Raw genomic sequence first — 19,237 nt, 5'->3', positions numbered from 1 at the left:
GGCTAGAAGTACCCCTCGCGCTTGCGGTCTTCCATCGCGGCCTCGGAGAGCTTGTCGTCCGCGCGGGTGGCGCCCCGCTCGGTGAGCCGGGACGCGGCGATCTCGGCGATCACGGCGTCCAGGGTCGTGGCGTCGGAGTCGACGGCGCCCGTGCAGGACATGTCGCCGACGGTGCGGTAGCGGACGCGCCGCTTCTCCACGGTCTCCTCCGGGCGCGGGCCGCCCCAGTCGCCGGCGGTCAGCCACATGCCGGCCCGCCGGAACACCTCGCGCTCGTGGGCGAAGTAGATCTGCGGCAGCTCGATGCCCTCGCGGGCGATGTACTGCCACACGTCCAGCTCGGTCCAGTTGGACAGCGGGAACACCCGGACGTGCTCGCCGGGGGCGTGGCGGCCGTTGTACAGGTTCCACAGCTCGGGGCGCTGGCGGCGCGGGTCCCACTGGGAGAACTCGTCGCGCAGCGAGAACACCCGCTCCTTCGCGCGGGCCTTCTCCTCGTCGCGGCGGCCACCGCCGAAGACCGCGTCGAACCTCTCCGACTGGATCTTCTCGGTCAGCGGCAGCGTCTGGAGCGGGTTGCGGGTGCCGTCCGGGCGCTCCTTGAGGACGCCCCGGTCGATGTAGTCCTGCACGGAGGCCACGTGCAGGCGCAGCCCGTGCCGCTCGACCGCGCGGTCCCGGTAGTCCAGCACCTCGGGGAAGTTGTGCCCGGTGTCCACGTGCAGCAGCGCGAAGGGCACCGGCGCGGGCGCGAACGCCTTCAGCGCCAGGTGCAGCATCACGATGGAGTCCTTGCCCCCGGAGAAGAGGATCACCGGGTTCTCGAACTCGCCCGCCACCTCGCGGAAGATGTGCACCGCCTCGGACTCCAGCGCGTCCAGGTGCGACAGGGCGTACGGGCTGTCCGTACCGCCCTGGGCCTCGGCGACCGCGGTCATGCCAGTCCCCTCTCGCTCAGCAGGGCGTACACGGCGGCCGCGGACTCCTGCACGGTCTGGTGCTGCGACTCGATCCGCAGCTCGGGCGACTCCGGCTCCTCGTACGGGTCGTCCACACCGGTCAGCCCGGTCAGCTCGCCCGCGGCCTGCTTGGCGTACAGGCCCTTCACATCGCGGACGCTGCACACCTCCACCGGCGTCGCCACATGCACCTCCAGATACGGCGTGGCGTTCTCCTCGTGCCGCTTGCGCACCGCCTCCCGGCTGTCCGCGTACGGCGCGATCACCGGCACCAGCGCCAGCACCCCGTTGCGGGCGAGCAGTTCGGCGACGAAGCCGATGCGCTGCACGTTGGTGTGCCGGTCCTCGCGGGAGAAGCCGAGGCCCGCCGAGATGAACTCGCGGATCTCGTCTCCGTCGAGCACCTCCACCCGGCGGCCGTCGGTCCGCAGCCGGGCGGCCAGTTCATGGGCGATGGTGGTCTTGCCGGCGCTCGGCAGCCCGGTGAGCCAGACGGTGGCTCCGGTGGTCACGTCGTTCTCCTGTGTCGGATCGGGTATCGGGTGGGGCGTCATCCGTGCAGCCCGCACTCGGTCTTGGCGCGGCCCGCCCAGCGTCCGGCCCGCGGGTCCTCACCCTCCAGCACCCGGCGGGTGCACGGGGCGCAGCCGATGGAGGGGTAGCCGTCCATCAGCAACGGGTTGGTGAGGACGCCGTGTTCGGCGACGTAGGCGTCCACGTCGTCCTGGGTCCAGCGGGCGATGGGGGAGACCTTGACCTTCTGCCGCTTCTCGTCCCAGCCGACGACCGGGGTGTTCGCCCGGGTCGGCGACTCGTCGCGGCGCAGTCCGGTGGCCCACGCCCGGTAGTTCGCCAGGCCCTCCGCCAGCGGCCGCACCTTGCGCAGGGCGCAGCACAGATCGGGGTCGCGGTCGTGCAGCTTCGGGCCGTACTCGGCGTCCTGTTCGGCGACCGTCTGCCGGGGGGTGAGGGTGATGACGTTGACGTCCATCACGGCGGCGACCGCGTCCCGGGTGCCGATGGTCTCCGGGAAGTGGTAGCCGGTGTCGAGGAAGACGACGTCCACGCCCTCGCGCACCCGGGAGGCGAGGTGCGCGACGACGGCGTCCTCCATGGAGGAGGTCACGCAGAACTCCTCACCGAAGGTGTCCACCGCCCAGCGCAGGATGTCCAGGGCGGAGGCGTCCTCCAGCTCGCGGCCCGCGCGCTCGGCCAGCTCCCGCAACTCCTCGGTGGTGCGCTCGTGCTGAACTTCCGTCATATCCGTCCGCCCTTGTGGTCGTCGGCTCGCCGCAGTCCCTGGGCGAGCAGCCCGAGGAATTTCAGCTGGAAGGCGCGGTTGCACGCGCCGCACTCCCATGCGCCGTGGCCCTGTTCGTTCGGCCGCAGGTCCTCGTCGCCGCAGTAGGGGCAGTGGAAGGGTGCCGCACGCTCGCTCACGACAGGGCCTCCTCGGGGGCGCGGCCGGCCCAGGCGGCGAACCGCTCGCCGTCCTCGCGCTCGGCCAGGTAGCGCCTGAGCACCCGCTCGATGTAGTCGGGCAGTTCCTGCGAGGTGACCTTCAGTCCGCGCACCTTGCGGCCGAAGCCCGCCTCCAGCCCGAGGGCGCCGCCCAGGTGGACCTGGTAGCCCTCGACCTGGTTGCCGTCCTCGTCCAGGACCAGCTGGCCCTTGAGACCGATGTCCGCCACCTGGATGCGGGCGCAGGCGTTGGGGCAGCCGTTGATGTTGATGGTCAGCGGCTCGTCGAACTCCGGGAGCCGGCGCTCCAGTTCGTCGATCAGGGCGCTGCCGCGCGCCTTGGTCTCCACGATGGCGAGCTTGCAGAACTCGATGCCGGTGCAGGCCATGGTGCCGCGCCGGAACGGGGACGGGGAGACGCTGAGGCCGAGCGCGTCGAGCGCCGTGCGCAACGAGTCGACCTGGGCCTCCTCGACGTCCAGCACGATCATCTTCTGCTCGGTGGTGGTGCGTACCCGCCCGGACCCGTGTGCCTCGGCGACGTCGGCGATCTTGGCCAGCGTGGCGCCGTCGACCCGGCCGACGCGGGGCGCGAAGCCGACGTAGAAGCGGCCGTCCTTCTGCCGGTGCACGCCGACGTGGTCGCGCCAGCGCTCCACGGGCTGGGCCGGCGCCGGGCCGTCGATCAGCTTCCGCTTGAGGTACTCGTCCTCCAGCACCTGCCGGAACCGCTCCGCGCCCCAGTCGGCGACGAGGAACTTCAGCCGGGCCCGGTTGCGCAGCCGCCGGTAGCCGTAGTCACGGAAGATCGAGATGACGCCCTCGTGGACGTCGGCGACCTCCGCCAGCGGCACCCAGGCGCCCAGCCGCACGCCGATCTTGGGGTTGGTGGACAGCCCGCCGCCGACCCACAGGTCGAAGCCGGGGCCGTGCTCGGGGTGTTCGACGCCGACGAACGCGACGTCGTTGATCTCGTGCGCCACGTCCAGCAGCGGCGAGCCGGAGACCGCGGTCTTGAACTTGCGCGGCAGGTTCGAGTACGCCGGGTTGCCGATGACGCGCCGGTGGATCTCCTCGATGGCCGGGGTGCCGTCGACGATCTCGTCCTCGGCGATGCCGGCCACCGGGGAACCGAGGATCGCGCGGGGCGTGTCGCCGCAGGCCTCGGTGGTGGACAGGCCCACCGCCTCCAGGCGCCGCCAGATCTCCGGGACGTCCTCGATCCGGACCCAGTGCAGCTGGATGTTCTGCCGGTCGGTGATGTCGGCGGTGCCGCGCGCGAACTCCTGGGAGACCTCGCCGATGACCCGCAGCTGCGCGGTGGTCAGCCGGCCGCCGTCGATCCGCACCCGGAGCATGAAGTACTCGTCGTCCAGCTCCTCGGGCGCGAGGATCGCGGTCTTGCCGCCGTCGATCCCCGGCTTGCGCTGGGTGTACAGGCCCCACCAGCGCATCCGGCCGCGCAGATCGGTCGGGTCGATGGAGTCGAACCCGCGCCGGGCGTAGATCGTCTCAATACGTGTCCGTACGTTGAGACCGTCGTCGTCCTTCTTGAACTGCTCGTTGCCGTTGAGCGGTGTGAAGTGGCCCTGGGCCCACTGGCCTTCGCCGCGGTGACGGCTCACCTTGCGGCGGGGCGCGGAGGCGGCTGGGTTCTGTGGGGTGGCGGCCATGGCTGCTACGTCCTTCGGGACCGGAGGAAAGGCGGGTCTGACGGCTCTGACCTGCACGTTCATGGGCGCACGGGCAGGGATGCGCGGCCGTGCGCGGGCAGGGGTCAGGCGGGGATCAGAAGTGCGGGAACGGCGGTGCTGTAGGGGTCAGCTCGCCGGACAGATGGCGCTGGACATGCGGCCGAGGTCGACGTGCCGCCGACTCACCAAGGCAATTCCAGTTCCAGGCATGACGGCAGCGTGTCACGGCGATCTGGACACAGTCCAGCTTCTTCCGGCATGCGGACACCCTTGTCCCAGAGTTTGGGACAAGGGTGTCGTCGCTCACATGTGCCGGGTGGAGGCTTGTCCGGGCAGGTCAGGCAGGGTATGCGCCGGGCCACGGTCCCGGCGTCGCCACGTCGGGCTCCAGCTCGACCCGGGTGTCGTACAGCTTGAACCCGCGCCGCTGGTAGTTGGCCATGGCGAACTCGCCGTCCTTGTCGCAGGTGTGCAGCCACACCCGCTTCGTCGGTGTCCGGCCCGGCCAGCGCTCGGCGAGGTCCCAGGCGCGGGCGGTGCCCTGGGCCAGCAGATGGCCGCCGATGCCCCGGCCCCGGAAGGCGGGCAGCAGCCCGAAGTAGACGATCTCCACCGCACCCTCGTCCTGCGCCTGCAGCTCGACGAACCCCGCGGGGGTGCCGCGGTCGTAGGCCACCCATGTCTCCGTTCCCGGCTGCTCCAGCAGCTCCTGCCAGCGCGCGTACGGCCAGCCGAGCCGGTCGGTCCAGCGGATGTCCCCGCCCACCGCGGTGTACAGGAACCGGTTGAACTCGGGCGAGGGCACCTCCGCGCGGACGATCCGGACATCGCCCTCGGGTGCGGCGGCGGGCAGCAGATCGGCCGGGGTCGTCTGCTCCAGGTACCAGGTGGTGACAGGGATGCTGCTCATGCGGGCCAGGGAATCATCCCGCCGCGGGGTCTGTCGACGGCCGCCGTGCGCCGCCCCGTCCGCGGTGAGACGCCCGCCCCTGCCCGGCCCCCCGGGAGCACCGCATCCGCCCGGTCCGTGGGGGTGCCGCACCCGCCCGCCCCGTGCGGCGCCGGTCCCGCCCGGTCTCAGTCCAGCGACCGGTCCAGCTCCGCCAGCGGCAGCGCGAAGAGCATCCGGTCGGACAGGGACCACACCTCGCCGGTCTCCTGCCAGTACGACAGGGAGCCCGGGGAGTCGGCCCAGCAGCGGTGGGTGCCGTCCGTGCCGCACTCGGCGGCCCTGGCGCCCCGGGTGTCCTGACGCAGCAGCCCGCCGTGCCCGTCTTGCGAGCCGGGCAGCCGTCCCACATACCAGGACGGGCGGACGGCCCCGGCCCGCCGGTACGACAGCACACCCCGGATGCCGGTCACCCGGGTCCGGTACTCCTCCACCGCGTTCACCTGCCCCGCGGCGTTCGTGGCGAGCAGCCCCTCGTGCCCGGGCGCGGTGCTGAACGCGTACCGCCACAGCCGGGCGGTCCGCTCGCTGCCGGGGGCGGTCCACTCGGCGGCGACCAGGCTGTCCGGCGCCGTGCTGCGGTCGAGCGCCAGCGCGCTCGGGCACGGCGGCCCGGACGCCGAGCAGCGGCCCCCGGTGAAGCGGTAGGTGCCGACCGCGGGCATCACGTACCGGTAGCCGTCGGCGGACCAGCCGCCGCGCACCCGGCCCACCCCGGGCCCGTCGACCGTGGTGCGCTGGATGCGGTCCACGTCGTACACATAGAGCGCGGTGGCGCCGGCCCGCCGGGTGGCGACCAGCAGTTTGTCCTGGTACCAGACCATGGAGGAGATCCCGGAACCGAGGCCCCGGTAGTCGCGGCCGCCGTCCACCGGCACCACCAGCAGCACCCAGCGGTAGGAGAGCCGGTCCGGGTCGTCGGCGTTCACGAAGGCGACCCGGGCGAGGCCCTGCTCGGCGCGCGGGCCGTCCTCGGCGCTGTGCGTCCAGCCGCTCAGGACGACCCGGTGGCTGCCCCACACCCCGTCCTCGTCGGCGTCCCCGGACGTGGTCACCGAGGTGGGCCGCCAGTCCGTGCCGGCGGCGGTGTCGGCGGGGTCCCAGCAGTAGGCGCGGGCGGGGGAGGGGGTGACGGGGAGGGAGGCGCGGTCGGTGTCGGAGCAGCCGGCGCCCTCGGCGAGGGTGCGGTCGGCGCTGGCCAGCACGGCGTCCACGCCGACCGGACGGCCCATGGCGGCGGTCAGCCGGTCCAGGGTGCGGCCGGGCACCAGTTGTTCGCGCAGCCGCAGCGGGGCGGTGTCCGCCGGGGCGGTGAGCGCCTTGAGCGCGCCCGGGCGCTCGGTGACCTGCGCCTGCGAGGTGCTGATCAGGGTGGCGGCCGCGGTCAGCGCCAGCGCGGTCCCGGTCAGCGCGGCGCGCAGGGCCGAACCCCGCCTGCGCCGACGGTGTCTGCCGCGATGGTTCATGTCGTCCCCTCTTCAGGGTCCCTTCGCTCCGGCGCACGCCGTCGCCCCGGCCCCGCGGCCGGAGTGGTCCAACTGCGCCCGGCGACACGCCGGTTGACGCGTACCCCGTGCTGCCGGGCCCCTAGGGATGCTACGGCAGTAACGGTCCGCGCAGGGCGAAGACCCCGCAAATACCCGGAAGACACATGGGAAGGGCCGCGCCCCCGCCGTCACGCGGGCGCCGGACGGTCCCCCGCCAGGGCCACCCGACGGCGCTCCACCGCCCCGGCCGTCGAACGGGGCAGCAGGTCACGGGGGTTCTCGGGCAGCAGCAACTCGATGTCCGCCGCTTCAGAGAAACGATACGGCCGATGCTGGAGAAGTCCCCCGAGATACCGGCGGATCCGTGACATCTCCGCTCGCACCGTCACCGTCCGTGACGGGTCCCCGAACAGATCCCCGGCCAGCTCCGCAGCCCCGCGCCCGCCGGGGTGTTCGGCCAGCAGGAACAGCAACTCAGCGTGCCTCGGGCTCAGTTCACGCGACCACGTGCCCGCCGAGGACCCGGCCGACACCGTCACCGCCGCGCGCTCGGGCCGGGTCAGGTCCAGCACCACGCGGGAGGACGACGCGGTGTGGGGCTCGTCGTCCGCCCGCAGCAGCCAGCCACCGCACAGCGGCTCCACCGCGCACCAGCCGAGCGACGGCAGCCACCGGCGGCCCGGCACCAGCGACTTGGGCAGCCCCACCCGCCGCACGTACGGCATCCCCGTCACGGCCGCCGCCCAGCCGTCCCGGTCCACCACCAGGGCCCGCCCCGGAAGCCGCGCCAGCACCGGCGCCGCCACCGTCCGCAGCCGCTCCAGCGAGGTCAGGTGCAGCTCCCGCAGCCGCGCCTCGGCGAGCTTGGCCACCGAGTCCACCCAGGCGAGGGTCGCCGGATGCATGGTCTCCAGCGGGCCGCTCACGTCCACCACTCCGAGCAGCCGGCCGTCGCGCGGATCGGTGATCGGCGCCCCCGTGCACGTCCAGGAGGTGTGCGAGCGCACGAAGTGCTCGGCGGCGAACACCTGCACGGGCCGGCGCACGACCACCGGGGTACCCACCCCGTTGGTGCCGACCACGTCCTCCCGCCAGTCCGCGCCCAGTTCGAAGCCGAGTCCGTCCGCCTTGCGCAGCACCGGACCCGACCCCTCGCGCCACAGCACCCGTCCCTCGGCGTCCGCGACGACCATGATGTGCTGGGCGACGTCGGCGACCGAGAGCAGCCCCTCGCGCAGCACCGGCAGCACATGCCGCAGCGGCGACTCCTCGCGCCGCCGCCGCACCTCCTCCAGGGGCAACAGCCCCGATCTGCAGTCGCGCTCCGGGTCGACGCCGCTGCGCAGCATCCGCCCCCAGGACTGCTCGATCACCGGCCGGGGCGCGACGGGCCCGCGCTGGCCGGCGAGCGTCGCCTCACGCACCTCGCTCATCACCCGGGCCGCCCGCACCGCGTCCACGGCGGCCAGGCGCGCCACGTTCATCGGCGGGTTCACCACGGGTCCCCTCCCGGAGAAGGACGTCGAACAAACTCCTCAAGCCGCCCGGGCGGCGCATTCCGGTCGGCTGTTCCTCTCATACTGCCGGGCCGGGCAGGCCGGAGGCACACACTCCGCGCATGTGCGCCGAGAAGTTGCAACCCCCTGCAACCCTGGTGAACCGTCCCGACCCGGCCGAGACTTGACCACGACGCCCACCGTGGCGTCCACGGGCTGCAACGGGCCCATGTGGCGGGGGTGGTGCCGTGTCGGCGCAGCACCACCCCCGGCCGGGCACCGGCCGATTCCGGCCAGGACATCGAACAACCCCCCGTGGACGTGCGGTGCTTCAGGAGACCGGCCGTGCCCGCTCGACCACCGGGGCCAGGTCCAGCCCGCCCGGCAGCGTGCCGAACGTCCCGCCGTGGTCACCGCCCAGCCGGGAGGCGCAGAAGGCGTCGGCCACCTCCGGCGGCGCGTGCCGCACCAGCAGGGAGCCCTGGAGCACCAGCGCGAGCCGCTCCACCAGCCGTCGCGCCCGTCCCTCTACGCCCTCCAGATCGGCCAGTTCGGTGAACAGGTCCTTCACCGCCCGGTCCAGCCGGTGATCGGCGCCGTGCGCCTGCCCGATCTCGGTCAGACAGGCGTCCAGCGCGGCCGGCTCCCGCTGCAACGCCCGCAGCGCGTCCAGTGCCTGCACGTTCCCGGCGCCCTCCCACACGGAGTTGAGCGGGGACTCGCGCACCAGCCGGGGCAGCCCCGACTCCTCCACGTACCCGTTGCCGCCCAGGCACTCGGCGGCCTCGACCACGACCGGCGCGCACCGCTTGGCGATCCAGTACTTGGCGGCCGGCACCGCGAGCCGCAGGAAGGCTCGCTCCCGCTCGCCCCCGTCGTCGTACGCCGCCGCCAGCCGCATCGCCAGCGCGGTCGCCGCCTCCGACTCCAGCGCGAGGTCGGCGAGCACATTGCGCATCAGCGGCTTGTCGAGCAGCAGGCCGCCGAACGCCTCCCGGTGGCCGCAGTGGTGCACCGCCTGCGCCACCGCCTGCCGCATCAGGCCCGCCGAGCCGAGCGCGCAGTCCAGCCGGGTCGCGGCGACCATCCCCATGATGGTCCGCACCCCGCGTCCCTCCTCGCCGACCCGGCGCGCCCAGGTGCCGTCGAACTCCACCTCGGCGGAGGCGTTTGACCGGTTGCCCAGCTTGTCCTTGAGCCGCTGGAGCAGGAAGACGTTGCGGGTCCCGTCGTCCAGGACGCGCGGCACCAGGAAGCAGGTCAGGCCACCGGGGGCCTGCGCCAGCACCAGGAACCCGTCCGACATCGGCGCCGAGCAGAACCACTTGTGGCCGGTGAGCGCGTAGGTGCCCTCCTCGGCGAGCGGGCGGGCCCGGGTGGTGTTCGCCCGGACGTCGCTGCCGCCCTGCTTCTCGGTCATGCCCATACCGAACAGGGCGCCGGGCTTGTCCGCGGCCGGCCGCAGCTCCTGGTCGTAGACGGTGGAGGCCAGCCGGGGCTCCCAGACCGCGGCGAGGGCGGGGTCGGTGCGCAGCGCGGGCACCGCCGCGTGCGTCATGGACAGCGGGCAGCAGGTGCCCGCCTCGACCTGGGTCCACAGCAGGAACCCGGCCGCCCGGCGCACATGCCCGGCGGGCCGCGTCCAGGCGCCGGTCAGCCCCGCCGAGACGCCCTTGCCGAGCAGCCGGTGCCAGGCCGGGTGGAACTCCACCTCGTCGATCCGGTGGCCGTAGCGGTCGTGGCTGCGCAGCCGGGGCGGCCGCTCGTTCGCCTGCGTCGCCCACTCCTGGAGCTGCGCCGAGCCCCCGGCCCGGCCCAGCGCCGACAGCTCGCCGCGCACCTCGTCCAGCAGCGCCTCCGGGGTGTGCCGCTCGACGGCCTCCGTCAGCGCCCGGTCTGCGGTGAACAGGTCATAGCCGGCCAGCGGGGGCGGCTGGTTCGTCACGGTGTGGGGGGAGATGCCTGCCATGATTGCGAACCTACCCGGAACGGCGGTGGTGATGGCCTCCAGGGTGGCACAGGGCGGCCGCCGCGACCGGGCGAAAACGGGCAGGTGCGCACAGGGTGCGACGAGCTGATCGGCAGCGCGCCCCGGGAGGTGAGACAGGCCCGCCGCTGCGGATACCTTTGGGTCGTGCAGCCAGCAAGTGAATCCCCCGAACGGCCGGTCGGACGGCTCCACCGGGCCCGCGCCCTCTACCGGAACGTCTCCAAGCGCAGGACCGCCTGGCTGCTGCTCAAGGACACCGTCAACTCCTGCATGGAGTACCGCATCCTCGGCCTGGCCGCCGAGGCCGCGTTCTTCACCCTGCTGTCCGTGCCGCCGCTGCTCCTGTGCCTCATCGGACTGCTCGCCTATGTCGACACGTGGACCGGCGCCCACACCATCGGCAGCCTGGAGACCAACATCCTGGACGCCTCCCGGACCGTCCTGTCCGACAAGGGCGTCAAGGAGATCACCGAACCGATCCTGCACGACGTGATAAAGGGCGGCCGGCCCGACGTCATCTCCCTGGGCTTCCTGTTCGCCCTGTGGTCGGGATCCCGCGCGGTGAACGTCTTCATCGACACCATCACCGTCATGTACGGCCTCGACGGCGTCCGGGGCATCGTGCGCACCCGGATCATGTCCTTCGTGCTGTTCATCGTGGCGCTGCTGATCGGCTCGGTGGCGCTGCCGCTGATGGTGGCGGGCCCGGACGCGGTGGTCCGGGTGGTGCCCTGGTCGGAGACGGTGGTGCAGATCCTGTACTGGCCGGTCGTCATCGTCCTGTCCATCGTCTTCCTGACCACCCTGTACCACGTGTCCGTGCCGGTGCGCTCGCCCTGGATCGAGGACGTCCCCGGGGCCCTGGTCGCCCTGGCCATGTGGGTCCTCGGAAGTTTCCTGCTGCGCATCTACCTCGTGCACACCATCGAGGGCGCCACGATCTACGGCTCCCTCGCCGCGTCCGTCGCCGTCATGCTGTGGATCGGCGTGTCCGCCTTCGCCGTGCTCGTCGGCGCGGCCGTCAACGCGGCCATCGACCGGGTGTGGCCGGCCGCCGCCACGGCCGCCGCCCGCGAGGCCAACGACCGGGTGCGCTCGGCGCAGATCGCCGAGTACGTCGCCCGCGCCGCCGCGGCCCGCGAGGCCGATCCGGACCCGGACGACCCCGACATGCCCTCCGAGTTCCCCGAACGCTGGTCCCGTTTCCTGCCGCCCGAGGACGTCACGGCCCGGCTGCGCGCGCACCCGAAGCACGCACAGGGGCCGGGCAAGGAGAGGAAGGACCAGGGCCAGGGGAGCGGGGAGCAGCCGCATGCCCTGGGCAACGGCAACGGAAACGGGCCCGGGGACGGCGACGGGAGCGCACACGGGGGCGCGCCCTTCCGCCAGTGGTGACGTGACCTCCCCGGCCCCCGGGGTCGTACCCTGGCGGCCGTGTACACGGAGCGGGCGTCCCGGCTGACCGGCGCGGTGGTGTGGACGAACACACCGGCCGCCGCCGCACCCGTGCTGCCCGACGGCTGTATGGACCTGCTCTGGAACGGGGAGCGGCTGCTGGTCGCCGGCCCCGACACCCGTCCCTTCATCACCGGCGCCGAGGGCCCGCGCCGCTGGGCGGGCGTCCGTTTCCACCCCGGCACCGCGCCCGCCCTGCTGGGCGTCCCGGCCCGCGAGCTCCTCGACCGGCGAGTGGAGTTGGCCGATCTGTGGCCGGCCGCCCGGGTCCGGCGGCTGCACGACCGGATGGCGGCGGCGGCCGACCCGGCGACCGCCCTGGAGGACATCGCCCTGGACCGGGCCGCGGCGGCGCCGCCCCCCGAACCGTGGGTGCACCGGCTGGTACGGCGCCTCGACGAGGGCCGCCCGGTCGCCGCCACCGCCGCCGAACTCGGCCTCGGCGCCCGCACCCTGCACCGCCGCTGCCTCGCCGCCTTCGGCTACGGCCCCAAGACCCTGGCCCGCATCCTGCGCCTGCGACGGGCGCTGGAACTGGCCCGCGCGGGCGTGCCGTACGCCGAGACGGCGGCCCGCGCCGGATACGCGGACCAGTCCCATCTCGCGCGGGACGTACGGGAGCTGGCGGGCATGCCGCTCGGGCGGCTACTCGGCGGCCGGTAGCGGGGCGAACAGGTCGACGCCGTTGCCGTCCGGGTCGAGCACGGTGGCGTACCGCTGCCCCCAGACGGCGTCCCACGGCTTCAGCTCCCCGTGGTACCCGGCGCCCACCAGGTCCTCGTACAGCGCGTCGACCTCTCCCGGCGAGCCGCACCGGAAGGCGAGCGAGAGGCGGCCACCGGCGGCCGGCGGGCGCCAGGCGGGGTGGAAGGAACGGACGGTCTCCTCGGTGTCCAGGGCGAGGGTCAGCCCGCCGGGCAGCTCCGCCTCGGCGTGCGGCAGGGTCTCGGCGCCCTCCGGGAACACCAGTCCAAGGCGGCGGTAGAAGGCGAGCGAGGCGGCCATGTCGGAGGCCACCACGCCGATCAGCGCGAAACGTACGGTCATGTGGCCACCGTAGGCGGCGGCAGCGCGCCGGGTCTTGAAGGAATCGGACACCCGGCACGGCCGCCTGGAGCCGCCCCGGACCGGCCCCCCGGACGGACCCGGGCCGGGCACCCGGACGGCCCCGGCCGAGGGCTCAGGCGAAGGTGACCGGCCCTCTGGGCGTGTCCACGGTGAAGGTCAGCGAGACCGGTCCCTCGGCCAGGGCGAGACCGGTGCCCAGGGCCGCCAGCGGTCCGGCCACCTCCCGCGGCCCCGGAGCCGTCGCGGACACCTCCAGCAGGGGGGTGACCGGCAGGCCCGAGGCGGTGGGGTGGCGCGAGTCGCCCCAGTCGATCAGGAACGGCACCAGCCCGGAGGGGTGCGCGTCGCCGCCGGTCAGCCGCCAGCGCAGCACCGTGCCGTCCGGGGTGCGGCGGCTCATCGGGTGCGCGGGGCCGGGGTCGTAGCCCCGCGCGCGGGCCGCTGCGATCGCCTCGTCCAGGTCCGGCGGACTGATCGCCCAGGTCAGCACGCGCGGCCCGGGCAGCCGGTCGACCTCGAACGGCCGGGCCCCGGCGGGCTCCGGCTGCTCCGGGTCCGGGCCGACGATCTCCAGATAGGCCCGGCCGCCCAGCCCCACCAGATGGTTGCGGGTGCCATGGCCGAGGTGCGCGCCGCCGGGGGCGGGCGTCACCCCGGTGCGCCGCGCGAACTCGGCGACGGTCGCGGCCAGATCGGGGGTGGCGAGGACGAGGTGGTCCAGATACGCGGGAATGGCGTTCACCCCGTGGGAGGCTACGGTCAACCGCCGTGCCGTTCAAGGCCGTCGGGCGCGCCGGGCCTCCGGCGGCCGGGCCTGCCGGACGCGCCGACGGCGCATAGGGTCACGGCATGGCCCCGCCGCTGCTGCTCTACACCCGCACCGCCGACTACCGGCACGACTCCATCCCGGCCGCCGTCGCCGCCGTCCGCGCCCTCGGCCGGTTCGCCGTCGAGCACACCGAGGACCCCGCCGCCCTGGAGGAGCCGCTGGACGGCTACGCGGCCGTCGTCTTCCTGTCCACCAGCGGCGATGTGCTGACCCCGGCCGGCCGCGCCCGGCTCGCCCGCCACCTGGACGCGGGCGGCGGCTTCGCCGGGGTGCACGCGGCGGCCTGCACGGAGTACGGATGGCCGTACTACGGCACCCTGCTCGGCGCCCGGTTCACCCGGCACCCCGCCTACCAGCCGGGCCGGGCCCTGGTCGCGGACCCCGGACACCCAGCGACCCGGCACCTGCCCGCCACCTGGGACGTCACCGACGAGTGGTACGACTTCGACGCCCCCGTGCGCGGCGGGGCACGGGTGCTGCTGCGCGCCGACGAGACCTCGTACGAGGGCGGCGGGATGGGCGCGGACCACCCGCTGGCCTGGTGCCGCGAGCGCGGCGCGCACGGCGGGCGGGTCTTCTACACCGCGCTCGGGCACGCCGAGGCCGCCTACCGCGACCCGGACTTCCTCGCGCATCTGGACGGCGGACTCGCCTGGGCGGCCGGGCTGGTGTGAAGCCGCCGGACCGATTTACAGCCCGCGGCCCGCAAGTGACGTTTCTGCGGTGAACGGCTTGCTCCGCCCGAGTGAGTAAAGCTTGCGTAATCACTCACCAATGTGTGTATCTGGTCATGCTCTTGACTTGGCAAAGGGCGCTTGGGTGCGACGGCTCCCGCCGTCGTGCCACCCACCCACAGGAGGAGCCGGACCTTGACTTACGGGAAGAAGCTGCGCGATCGCATCGCCGGGCCCGGGACCACACCGCTGATCGGCGTCTACGACATGTACTCGGCATCGATCGCGGCCAAGCACTACGACGGGATGTTCGTCTCCGGATTCGGTTTCGCGGCCTCGTACTACGGACTGCCGGACATCGGTTTCATCGCCTGGCCCGACATGGTGGCCTTCGTCCAGCGGCTGCGGGGCGCGTTCCCGCACCACCACCTCCTGGTGGACATCGACGACGGATACGTCGACCCCGAGGTCGCCTGCCACGTGGTCGAGGGCCTGGAGCGCATCGGCGCCTCGGGCGTCATCCTGGAGGACCAGAAGCGGCCCCGCCGCTGCGGCCACGCCGACGGCAAGCAGGTGCTGCCCCTGGAGGAGTACCTGGAGAAGCTCGACCAGGTCCTGGCGACCCGCAAGGACCTGGTGGTCGTCGCCCGGACCGACGCCACCGACGAGCACGACATCCTGCACCGCGCCGAGCGGCTCGCCGCGACCGACGCCGACGTGGTCCTGGTCGACGGCGTGCGCAGCGTGGAGTGGATCAAGCGGATCCGGAAGGTCGTCGGCGACAAGCCGCTGCTGTTCAACCAGATCGCCGGCGGCAAGTCCCCCCGCCTCTCCCTCGGGGAACTCTCCGACCTCGGCGTGGACGTCGCCATCTACAGCACGCCGTGTCTGTTCGCCGCGCACGAGGCGATGGACTCCGCGCTCACCGGGCTGAAGGCCGCCGACGGCCGGCTGCCCGAGGTGGATCCCGCGAGCGGCATCGGGGTGCAGGCGTCCACCACCCTGCTGGAGCGCAACATCGCCCGCGACCGGCCGGTTCCCCAGAGCGTGGGCGTGTGACCGGCGCCCGGGTGGCCCGCGCCCGCGCGGCGGTGGCACTCGCCGTCGCCTTCCTCGGCGGCGGCGCCGTCCCGGCGTTCGCGGACGGCAGCCTGGTCACGGTGGTCGACAACTCGCACGCCGACTCCTGGCTGGAAGTCGACCGCACGGCCAACGTGCAGACCGGCCGGGGAGATGCCGGCAGCGACCACGACGGCAGCGCCGTGGACGCCATCGAGGCACTCTTCGGCAACCCCCGCCCGTCGGACGAGGGGGACTGACCGGAGACCGGACAGGACCCACGCGCCCACGCGGTCGTACGGCCGCGTGCTCGGGGGCGACGGCGGCCGGGCACCTCCCCTCCCGGGGAGGCGGCCCGGCCTCGTCGTGTCCGGCCGTCCGGGCACCCCGGACGGCCTACCGCGTGGTCTGTGCACCGGAATACATCCGGTCGCCGTGTTGCTCTGATGTGAACAGGGCAAGACTCGTCGGCGAAGGGCTGGTGGGCGATGACGGCAGACCCGGCGGGCCCGGTGGCCAGAACGCCCCACGGGGCGGTCCGCGGCCGGTACGAAGGGGGAGTCGCGGTGTTCCGGGGCATCCCGTACGCCGCCCCGCCCTTCGGCCCGCGGCGCTTCCGGCCGCCCGAGCCGCCCGAGCCCTGGGACGGGGTGCGCGACGCGGGCGCGTTCGGCCCGACCGCGCCGAAACCGCCGTACTCCGAGGCGTTCGCCCAGTACCTGTCCGACCCCGTCATCCCCGGCGACGACTGCCTCAACCTCAACATATGGACCCCCGATCCGGCCCCCGGCGCCCGGCTGCCCGTCCTGGTGTGGCTGCACGGCGGCGCCCTGACCAGGGGTTCCTCCGCCGTGCCGGTCTACGACGGCCGCACGTTCGCGCGTGACGGCGTCGTCTTCGTCTCCGTCAACTACCGGTTGGGCGTCGAGGGCTACGGACTGTTCCCGGACGCGCCGCCCAACCCCGGTCTGCGCGACCAGCTCGCCGCGCTGCGCTGGGTGCACCAGGCGATCGGCGCCTTCGGCGGCGACCCCGGCCGCATCACCCTGTGCGGCCAGTCGGCGGGCGCCATCAGCGCCGGCGTCCTGCTCGCCTCGCCGCACACGGACGGCCTGATCCGGCGCGCGGTGCTGCAGAGCGGCGCGCCCGAGGTCTCCGACCGCGACAAGGTACGGCGGATGGTGCGCCGGATGGCCGCCCGGCTGAAGATCCCCGCCACCGCCGAGGCCTTCGCGGCCGTCGATCGCGAACTGCTGCTGCGCACCCAGGCCGAGGTCGGCCGGCTCTCCAGCCCGGTGCTCGGCGGACCGGCGTTCGGCGTCGTCGTGGACGGCGACCTCGTGCCCCGCGACCCGCTGAAGGCCCTGGTCGAGGGCGACGCCGCCCGGGACGTGGACCTGCTGACGGGCTGGACCCGGGACGAGTACCGGCTGTGGCTGGTGCCCGGCGGACTGGTGGAGCACGTCGACCGGCTCGGCGCCGTCGCCCTGGCCGGAGCCATGGCCCGCTGCCACTCCGGCCACGAGGTCCCGCGCGGCTACCGCGCCCTGCACCCCGACGCGGGCGCCGCCGAGATCGTCGGCCAGATGGTCACCGACCACCTGCTGCGCGTCCCGCTGCACCGCCTCGCCGACGCCCGCCCCGGCAGGAGCCACCTCTACGAGTTCGCCTGGCCCTCCCTGCGCCCCGGACTCCGGGCCTGCCACGCCCTGGAGCTGGGCTTCGTGTTCGACTCCGGCGACATCCCCGAGTCGCAGAAGCTCGCCGGGCAGGGCGCGCCGCACGAGCTGTGCGACGAGATGCACACGGCGTGGGTGCGGTTCGCGACCAGCGGGGACCCCGGCTGGGAGGCGTGGGACGCCTCGCATCCGGTGCGGATCTTCGGCGACGGCGTCGCGCACACCGCGTACGGTCCGCGGGACGCGGAAGTCGCCCTGTGGTCGGCCGTCCCCGTCACCCCACCGCCCCGCCCGGCCGCGGTCCCCCGCGCCCCCGGCGCCGAACTGGCCTCCGCCATGCGCCGCCTGCGCCGCTCGGTCGGCGCCCTGCGCCGCTGATCCGGCCAAGGCCCCGGTCGGGTGTGCGTGCCCGACCGGGGGCGGGCGGATGCCGGGGGTCCGGCGCTGCGCCGCCGCGGATGCCGCCTCGGGGCGGGTTCCGCGCCGTGCGTGCGGCCGGGCCCGGTACGGGCGGCCGCGCCCCGGCTCCGGCCGGCCTTCCCGGCTCACCACCGCCGTCGGCGCCCGGCACCGGCCCCCGCCCACGCGGTGGGCGCGCCCGACGCGGCCTGCGGCGCGTCAGGCCGTCCCCGCCTCCAGCGCCCGCGCGATCGAGGCGATGGACTTCGGGCCCACCCGGCAGCACCCGCCGACCAGCCGTGCCCCCTCGGCCCGCCACGCCGTGACCTGTTCGACGCCGAACGCGGTGCGCCCGTCCCAGGCCCGGGCCTCCGCGTCCCAGGACTCCCCGCTGTTGGGGTAGGCCACCACCGGCTTCCCGGTGACCCGCGCCGCGACCTCCACGGCGGGTCCCACGTCCCGCGGCGCGCAGCAGTTCACACCGACCGCGATCACCTCGTCCGCTTCGGCCGCCAGGGCGAAGGCCTCCTCCAAGGGCTGCCCGGCGCGGGTGCGCGGACCGTCGACCGTGTACGAAAGCCAGGCGGGCACCCCGAGCCCGCGCACCGCACGCAGCAGCGCGACGGCCTCGTCGGTGTCCGGCACCGTCTCCAGCGCCAGCACGTCCGGCCCGGCGGCGGCCAGCACCTCAAGCCGGGGCCGGTGGAACCGCTCCAGCTCGGCCACGCCGAGCCCGTAGCGGCCCCGGTACTCGGAGCCGTCCGCGAGCATCGCCCCGTACGGCCCCGCCGAGGCCGCCACCCACAACGGCCGCCGCACGCCCGCCCGCTGGGCCCGCCCGGCCGCCTCCCGGGCCAGCCGCACGCTCAGCGCGAGCAGCCGGGCCGCCTCCGCGCGCCCGATGCCGCGCCGTGCGAAGCCCTCGAAGGTGGCCTGGTAACTCGCGGTGATGGCCACGCTCGCGCCCGCGAGGAAGTAGGCGAGGTGGGCCTCGGTGATCGCGTCCGGCCGCTCGGCGAGCAGCCGCGCCGACCACAGCGCGTCGCTCAGGTCGTGCCCGGCGGACTCCAGCTGGTTGGACAGTCCGCCGTCGAGTACGACCGTGCCGGCGGCGAGGGCCGCGGCGAGGCTGGGGGAGCAGACGTTGCCGGTCATGCCACGACGCTAGCCCACGCGACGTACCGTCGGCGCGGCCCGGCCGCCCGTGCGGGCCGGGTCCGCCGCGGAGGCGCCGGTGCGGGCGCTCACGCTCGCGCGTGCGCGGGCAGGGTGAGGATCTCGGCTCCGTCCTCGGTGATCGCGATGGTGTGCTCGCTGTGCGCGGTGCGGCAGCCCGTCGCGCTGCGCAGCGTCCAGCCGTCGGCGTCGGTGACCAGTGTGGCGGTGTCGGCCATGACCCAGGGCTCCAGGGCGAGCAGCAGTCCGGGGCGCAGCATGTAACCGCGGCCGGGCCGCCCGGTGTTCGGGACGTGCGGGTCCTGGTGCATCGTCGAGCCGATGCCGTGGCCCCCGAACTCGGTGTTGACCGGGTAGCCCGCCTTGCCGAGGACCGTGCCGATGGCGTGGGAGAGGTCGCCGATGCGCGCCCCGGGCCGGGCGGCGGCGATGCCGGCGGCGAGCGCGCGTTCGGTCGTCTCGATCAGCGCGACGCTCTCCGCGGGCCTGGCGTCGCCCACCAGGAAGCTGATCGCCGCGTCCGCGGCCACCCCGCCCCTGGCCACGGCGAGGTCGAGGGTCAGCAGGTCCCCGTCCGCCAGCGTGTAGTCGTGGGGCAGCCCGTGGAGCACCCCGTCGTTGACGGCCGTGCAGATGTAGTGCCCGAACGGGCCGCGTCCGAAGGAGGGCGCGTAGTCGACGTAGCAGGACTCCGCACCCGCCTCGACGATCATTTCCCTGGCCCACCGGTCGATGTCCAGCAGGTTCGTCCCGACCGTGCTGCGCTGCCTCAGCGTGTGCAGGATGTCTCCGACCAGGGCGCCGGTGTCCCTCGCCCGGTCGAGCCGCGCGGAGTTCAGGATCTCGATCATGGGGCACCTCT

General features: G+C 74.2%; 20 protein-coding genes. 6 read left to right on the top strand and 14 right to left on the bottom strand.

What is annotated here, in order from left to right; all coding sequences use genetic code 11:
• Positions 1-2: 2 nt before the first annotated feature.
• The 10 genes from cysD to HZZ00_RS26675 form a co-directional block, all read right to left on the bottom strand.
• Positions 3-938 (bottom strand): sulfate adenylyltransferase subunit CysD, encoded by a 936-nt coding sequence (gene cysD / locus HZZ00_RS26715; protein WP_180328840.1) that lies wholly within the window; start codon positions 936-938, stop codon positions 3-5.
• Positions 935-1,471 carry an adenylyl-sulfate kinase gene (gene cysC / locus HZZ00_RS26710; RefSeq protein ID WP_070025557.1) on the bottom strand — a complete coding sequence of 179 codons (537 nt, stop codon included), beginning with the start codon at positions 1,469-1,471 and terminating at the stop codon, positions 935-937. Before cysC ends, cysD begins: the two co-directional genes overlap by 4 nt.
• Before the next feature lie 38 nt (positions 1,472-1,509).
• On the bottom strand, positions 1,510-2,220 hold the full coding sequence (locus HZZ00_RS26705) for a phosphoadenylyl-sulfate reductase (protein WP_180328839.1): 711 nt from the start codon (positions 2,218-2,220) through the stop codon (positions 1,510-1,512).
• A complete protein-coding gene (locus HZZ00_RS26700; protein ID WP_070025559.1) occupies positions 2,217-2,399 on the bottom strand; it encodes a hypothetical protein in 183 nt (60 codons plus the stop codon). Before HZZ00_RS26700 ends, HZZ00_RS26705 begins: the two co-directional genes overlap by 4 nt.
• Positions 2,396-4,093 carry a nitrite/sulfite reductase gene (locus tag HZZ00_RS26695; RefSeq protein ID WP_180328838.1) on the bottom strand — a complete coding sequence of 566 codons (1,698 nt, stop codon included), beginning with the start codon at positions 4,091-4,093 and terminating at the stop codon, positions 2,396-2,398. Before HZZ00_RS26695 ends, HZZ00_RS26700 begins: the two co-directional genes overlap by 4 nt.
• Before the next feature lie 147 nt (positions 4,094-4,240).
• Positions 4,241-4,324 (bottom strand): putative leader peptide, encoded by an 84-nt coding sequence (locus HZZ00_RS39280; RefSeq protein ID WP_310739661.1) that lies wholly within the window; start codon positions 4,322-4,324, stop codon positions 4,241-4,243.
• A 127-nt stretch (positions 4,325-4,451) separates the two neighbouring features.
• Complete coding sequence (locus tag HZZ00_RS26690; protein WP_180328837.1) at positions 4,452-5,024, bottom strand: GNAT family N-acetyltransferase; 573 nt, start codon at positions 5,022-5,024, stop codon at positions 4,452-4,454.
• Between the two features lie 167 nt (positions 5,025-5,191).
• Positions 5,192-6,529 carry a hypothetical protein gene (locus HZZ00_RS26685; RefSeq protein WP_180328836.1) on the bottom strand — a complete coding sequence of 446 codons (1,338 nt, stop codon included), beginning with the start codon at positions 6,527-6,529 and terminating at the stop codon, positions 5,192-5,194.
• Between the two features lie 209 nt (positions 6,530-6,738).
• Complete coding sequence (locus HZZ00_RS26680) at positions 6,739-8,034, bottom strand: helix-turn-helix domain-containing protein (RefSeq protein ID WP_180333722.1); 1,296 nt, start codon at positions 8,032-8,034, stop codon at positions 6,739-6,741.
• A 343-nt stretch (positions 8,035-8,377) separates the two neighbouring features.
• On the bottom strand, positions 8,378-10,015 hold the full coding sequence (locus HZZ00_RS26675; protein WP_180328835.1) for an acyl-CoA dehydrogenase family protein: 1,638 nt from the start codon (positions 10,013-10,015) through the stop codon (positions 8,378-8,380).
• Between the two features lie 165 nt (positions 10,016-10,180).
• Between HZZ00_RS26675 and HZZ00_RS26670 the strand changes: the two genes are divergently transcribed.
• Together HZZ00_RS26670 and HZZ00_RS26665 are read left to right on the top strand one after the other, a co-directional pair.
• A complete protein-coding gene (locus HZZ00_RS26670; protein WP_180328834.1) occupies positions 10,181-11,431 on the top strand; it encodes a YihY/virulence factor BrkB family protein in 1,251 nt (416 codons plus the stop codon).
• A 39-nt stretch (positions 11,432-11,470) separates the two neighbouring features.
• Positions 11,471-12,154 carry a helix-turn-helix domain-containing protein gene (locus tag HZZ00_RS26665; RefSeq protein ID WP_180328833.1) on the top strand — a complete coding sequence of 228 codons (684 nt, stop codon included), beginning with the start codon at positions 11,471-11,473 and terminating at the stop codon, positions 12,152-12,154.
• On the opposite strand, the gene HZZ00_RS26660 is transcribed toward HZZ00_RS26665, so the two are convergent.
• Complete coding sequence (locus tag HZZ00_RS26660; RefSeq protein WP_180328832.1) at positions 12,137-12,538, bottom strand: VOC family protein; 402 nt, start codon at positions 12,536-12,538, stop codon at positions 12,137-12,139. The genes HZZ00_RS26665 and HZZ00_RS26660 overlap by 18 nt on opposite strands.
• 133 nt (positions 12,539-12,671) lie before the next feature.
• Entirely contained in the window at positions 12,672-13,301 is a 630-nt protein-coding gene (locus HZZ00_RS26655; protein WP_180328831.1) for a VOC family protein, read from the bottom strand.
• A gap of 107 nt (positions 13,302-13,408) precedes the next feature.
• On the opposite strand from HZZ00_RS26655, the gene HZZ00_RS26650 reads away from it, so the two are divergent.
• From HZZ00_RS26650 to HZZ00_RS26635, 4 genes are all read left to right on the top strand, one after another.
• Positions 13,409-14,062 (top strand): ThuA domain-containing protein, encoded by a 654-nt coding sequence (locus HZZ00_RS26650; protein ID WP_180328830.1) that lies wholly within the window; start codon positions 13,409-13,411, stop codon positions 14,060-14,062.
• A 195-nt stretch (positions 14,063-14,257) separates the two neighbouring features.
• The gene (locus HZZ00_RS26645; protein WP_180328829.1) at positions 14,258-15,121 is read left to right on the top strand and encodes an oxaloacetate decarboxylase; all 864 of its coding nucleotides are present in this window, start codon (positions 14,258-14,260) and stop codon (positions 15,119-15,121) included.
• Complete coding sequence (locus HZZ00_RS26640; protein ID WP_180328828.1) at positions 15,118-15,381, top strand: hypothetical protein; 264 nt, start codon at positions 15,118-15,120, stop codon at positions 15,379-15,381. Before HZZ00_RS26645 ends, HZZ00_RS26640 begins: the two co-directional genes overlap by 4 nt.
• 228 nt (positions 15,382-15,609) lie before the next feature.
• A complete protein-coding gene (locus tag HZZ00_RS26635) occupies positions 15,610-17,178 on the top strand; it encodes a carboxylesterase/lipase family protein (protein WP_180328827.1) in 1,569 nt (522 codons plus the stop codon).
• A 240-nt stretch (positions 17,179-17,418) separates the two neighbouring features.
• On the opposite strand, the gene mmuM is transcribed toward HZZ00_RS26635, so the two are convergent.
• A complete protein-coding gene (gene mmuM / locus HZZ00_RS26630; protein ID WP_180328826.1) occupies positions 17,419-18,354 on the bottom strand; it encodes a homocysteine S-methyltransferase in 936 nt (311 codons plus the stop codon).
• An 89-nt stretch (positions 18,355-18,443) separates the two neighbouring features.
• Positions 18,444-19,226, bottom strand: a complete 783-nt coding sequence (gene map, locus HZZ00_RS26625) for a type I methionyl aminopeptidase (protein ID WP_180328825.1) — start codon at positions 19,224-19,226, stop codon at positions 18,444-18,446.
• Between the last annotated feature and the right edge of the window lie 11 nt (positions 19,227-19,237).

The sequence above is a fragment of the Streptomyces sp. NEAU-sy36 genome (genome assembly GCF_013423905.1).
Taxonomy (GTDB): domain Bacteria; phylum Actinomycetota; class Actinomycetes; order Streptomycetales; family Streptomycetaceae; genus Streptomyces; species Streptomyces misionensis.
Note: the sequence above shows the minus strand (reverse complement) of the source record. Positions and strands in the feature narration are given on the sequence as shown.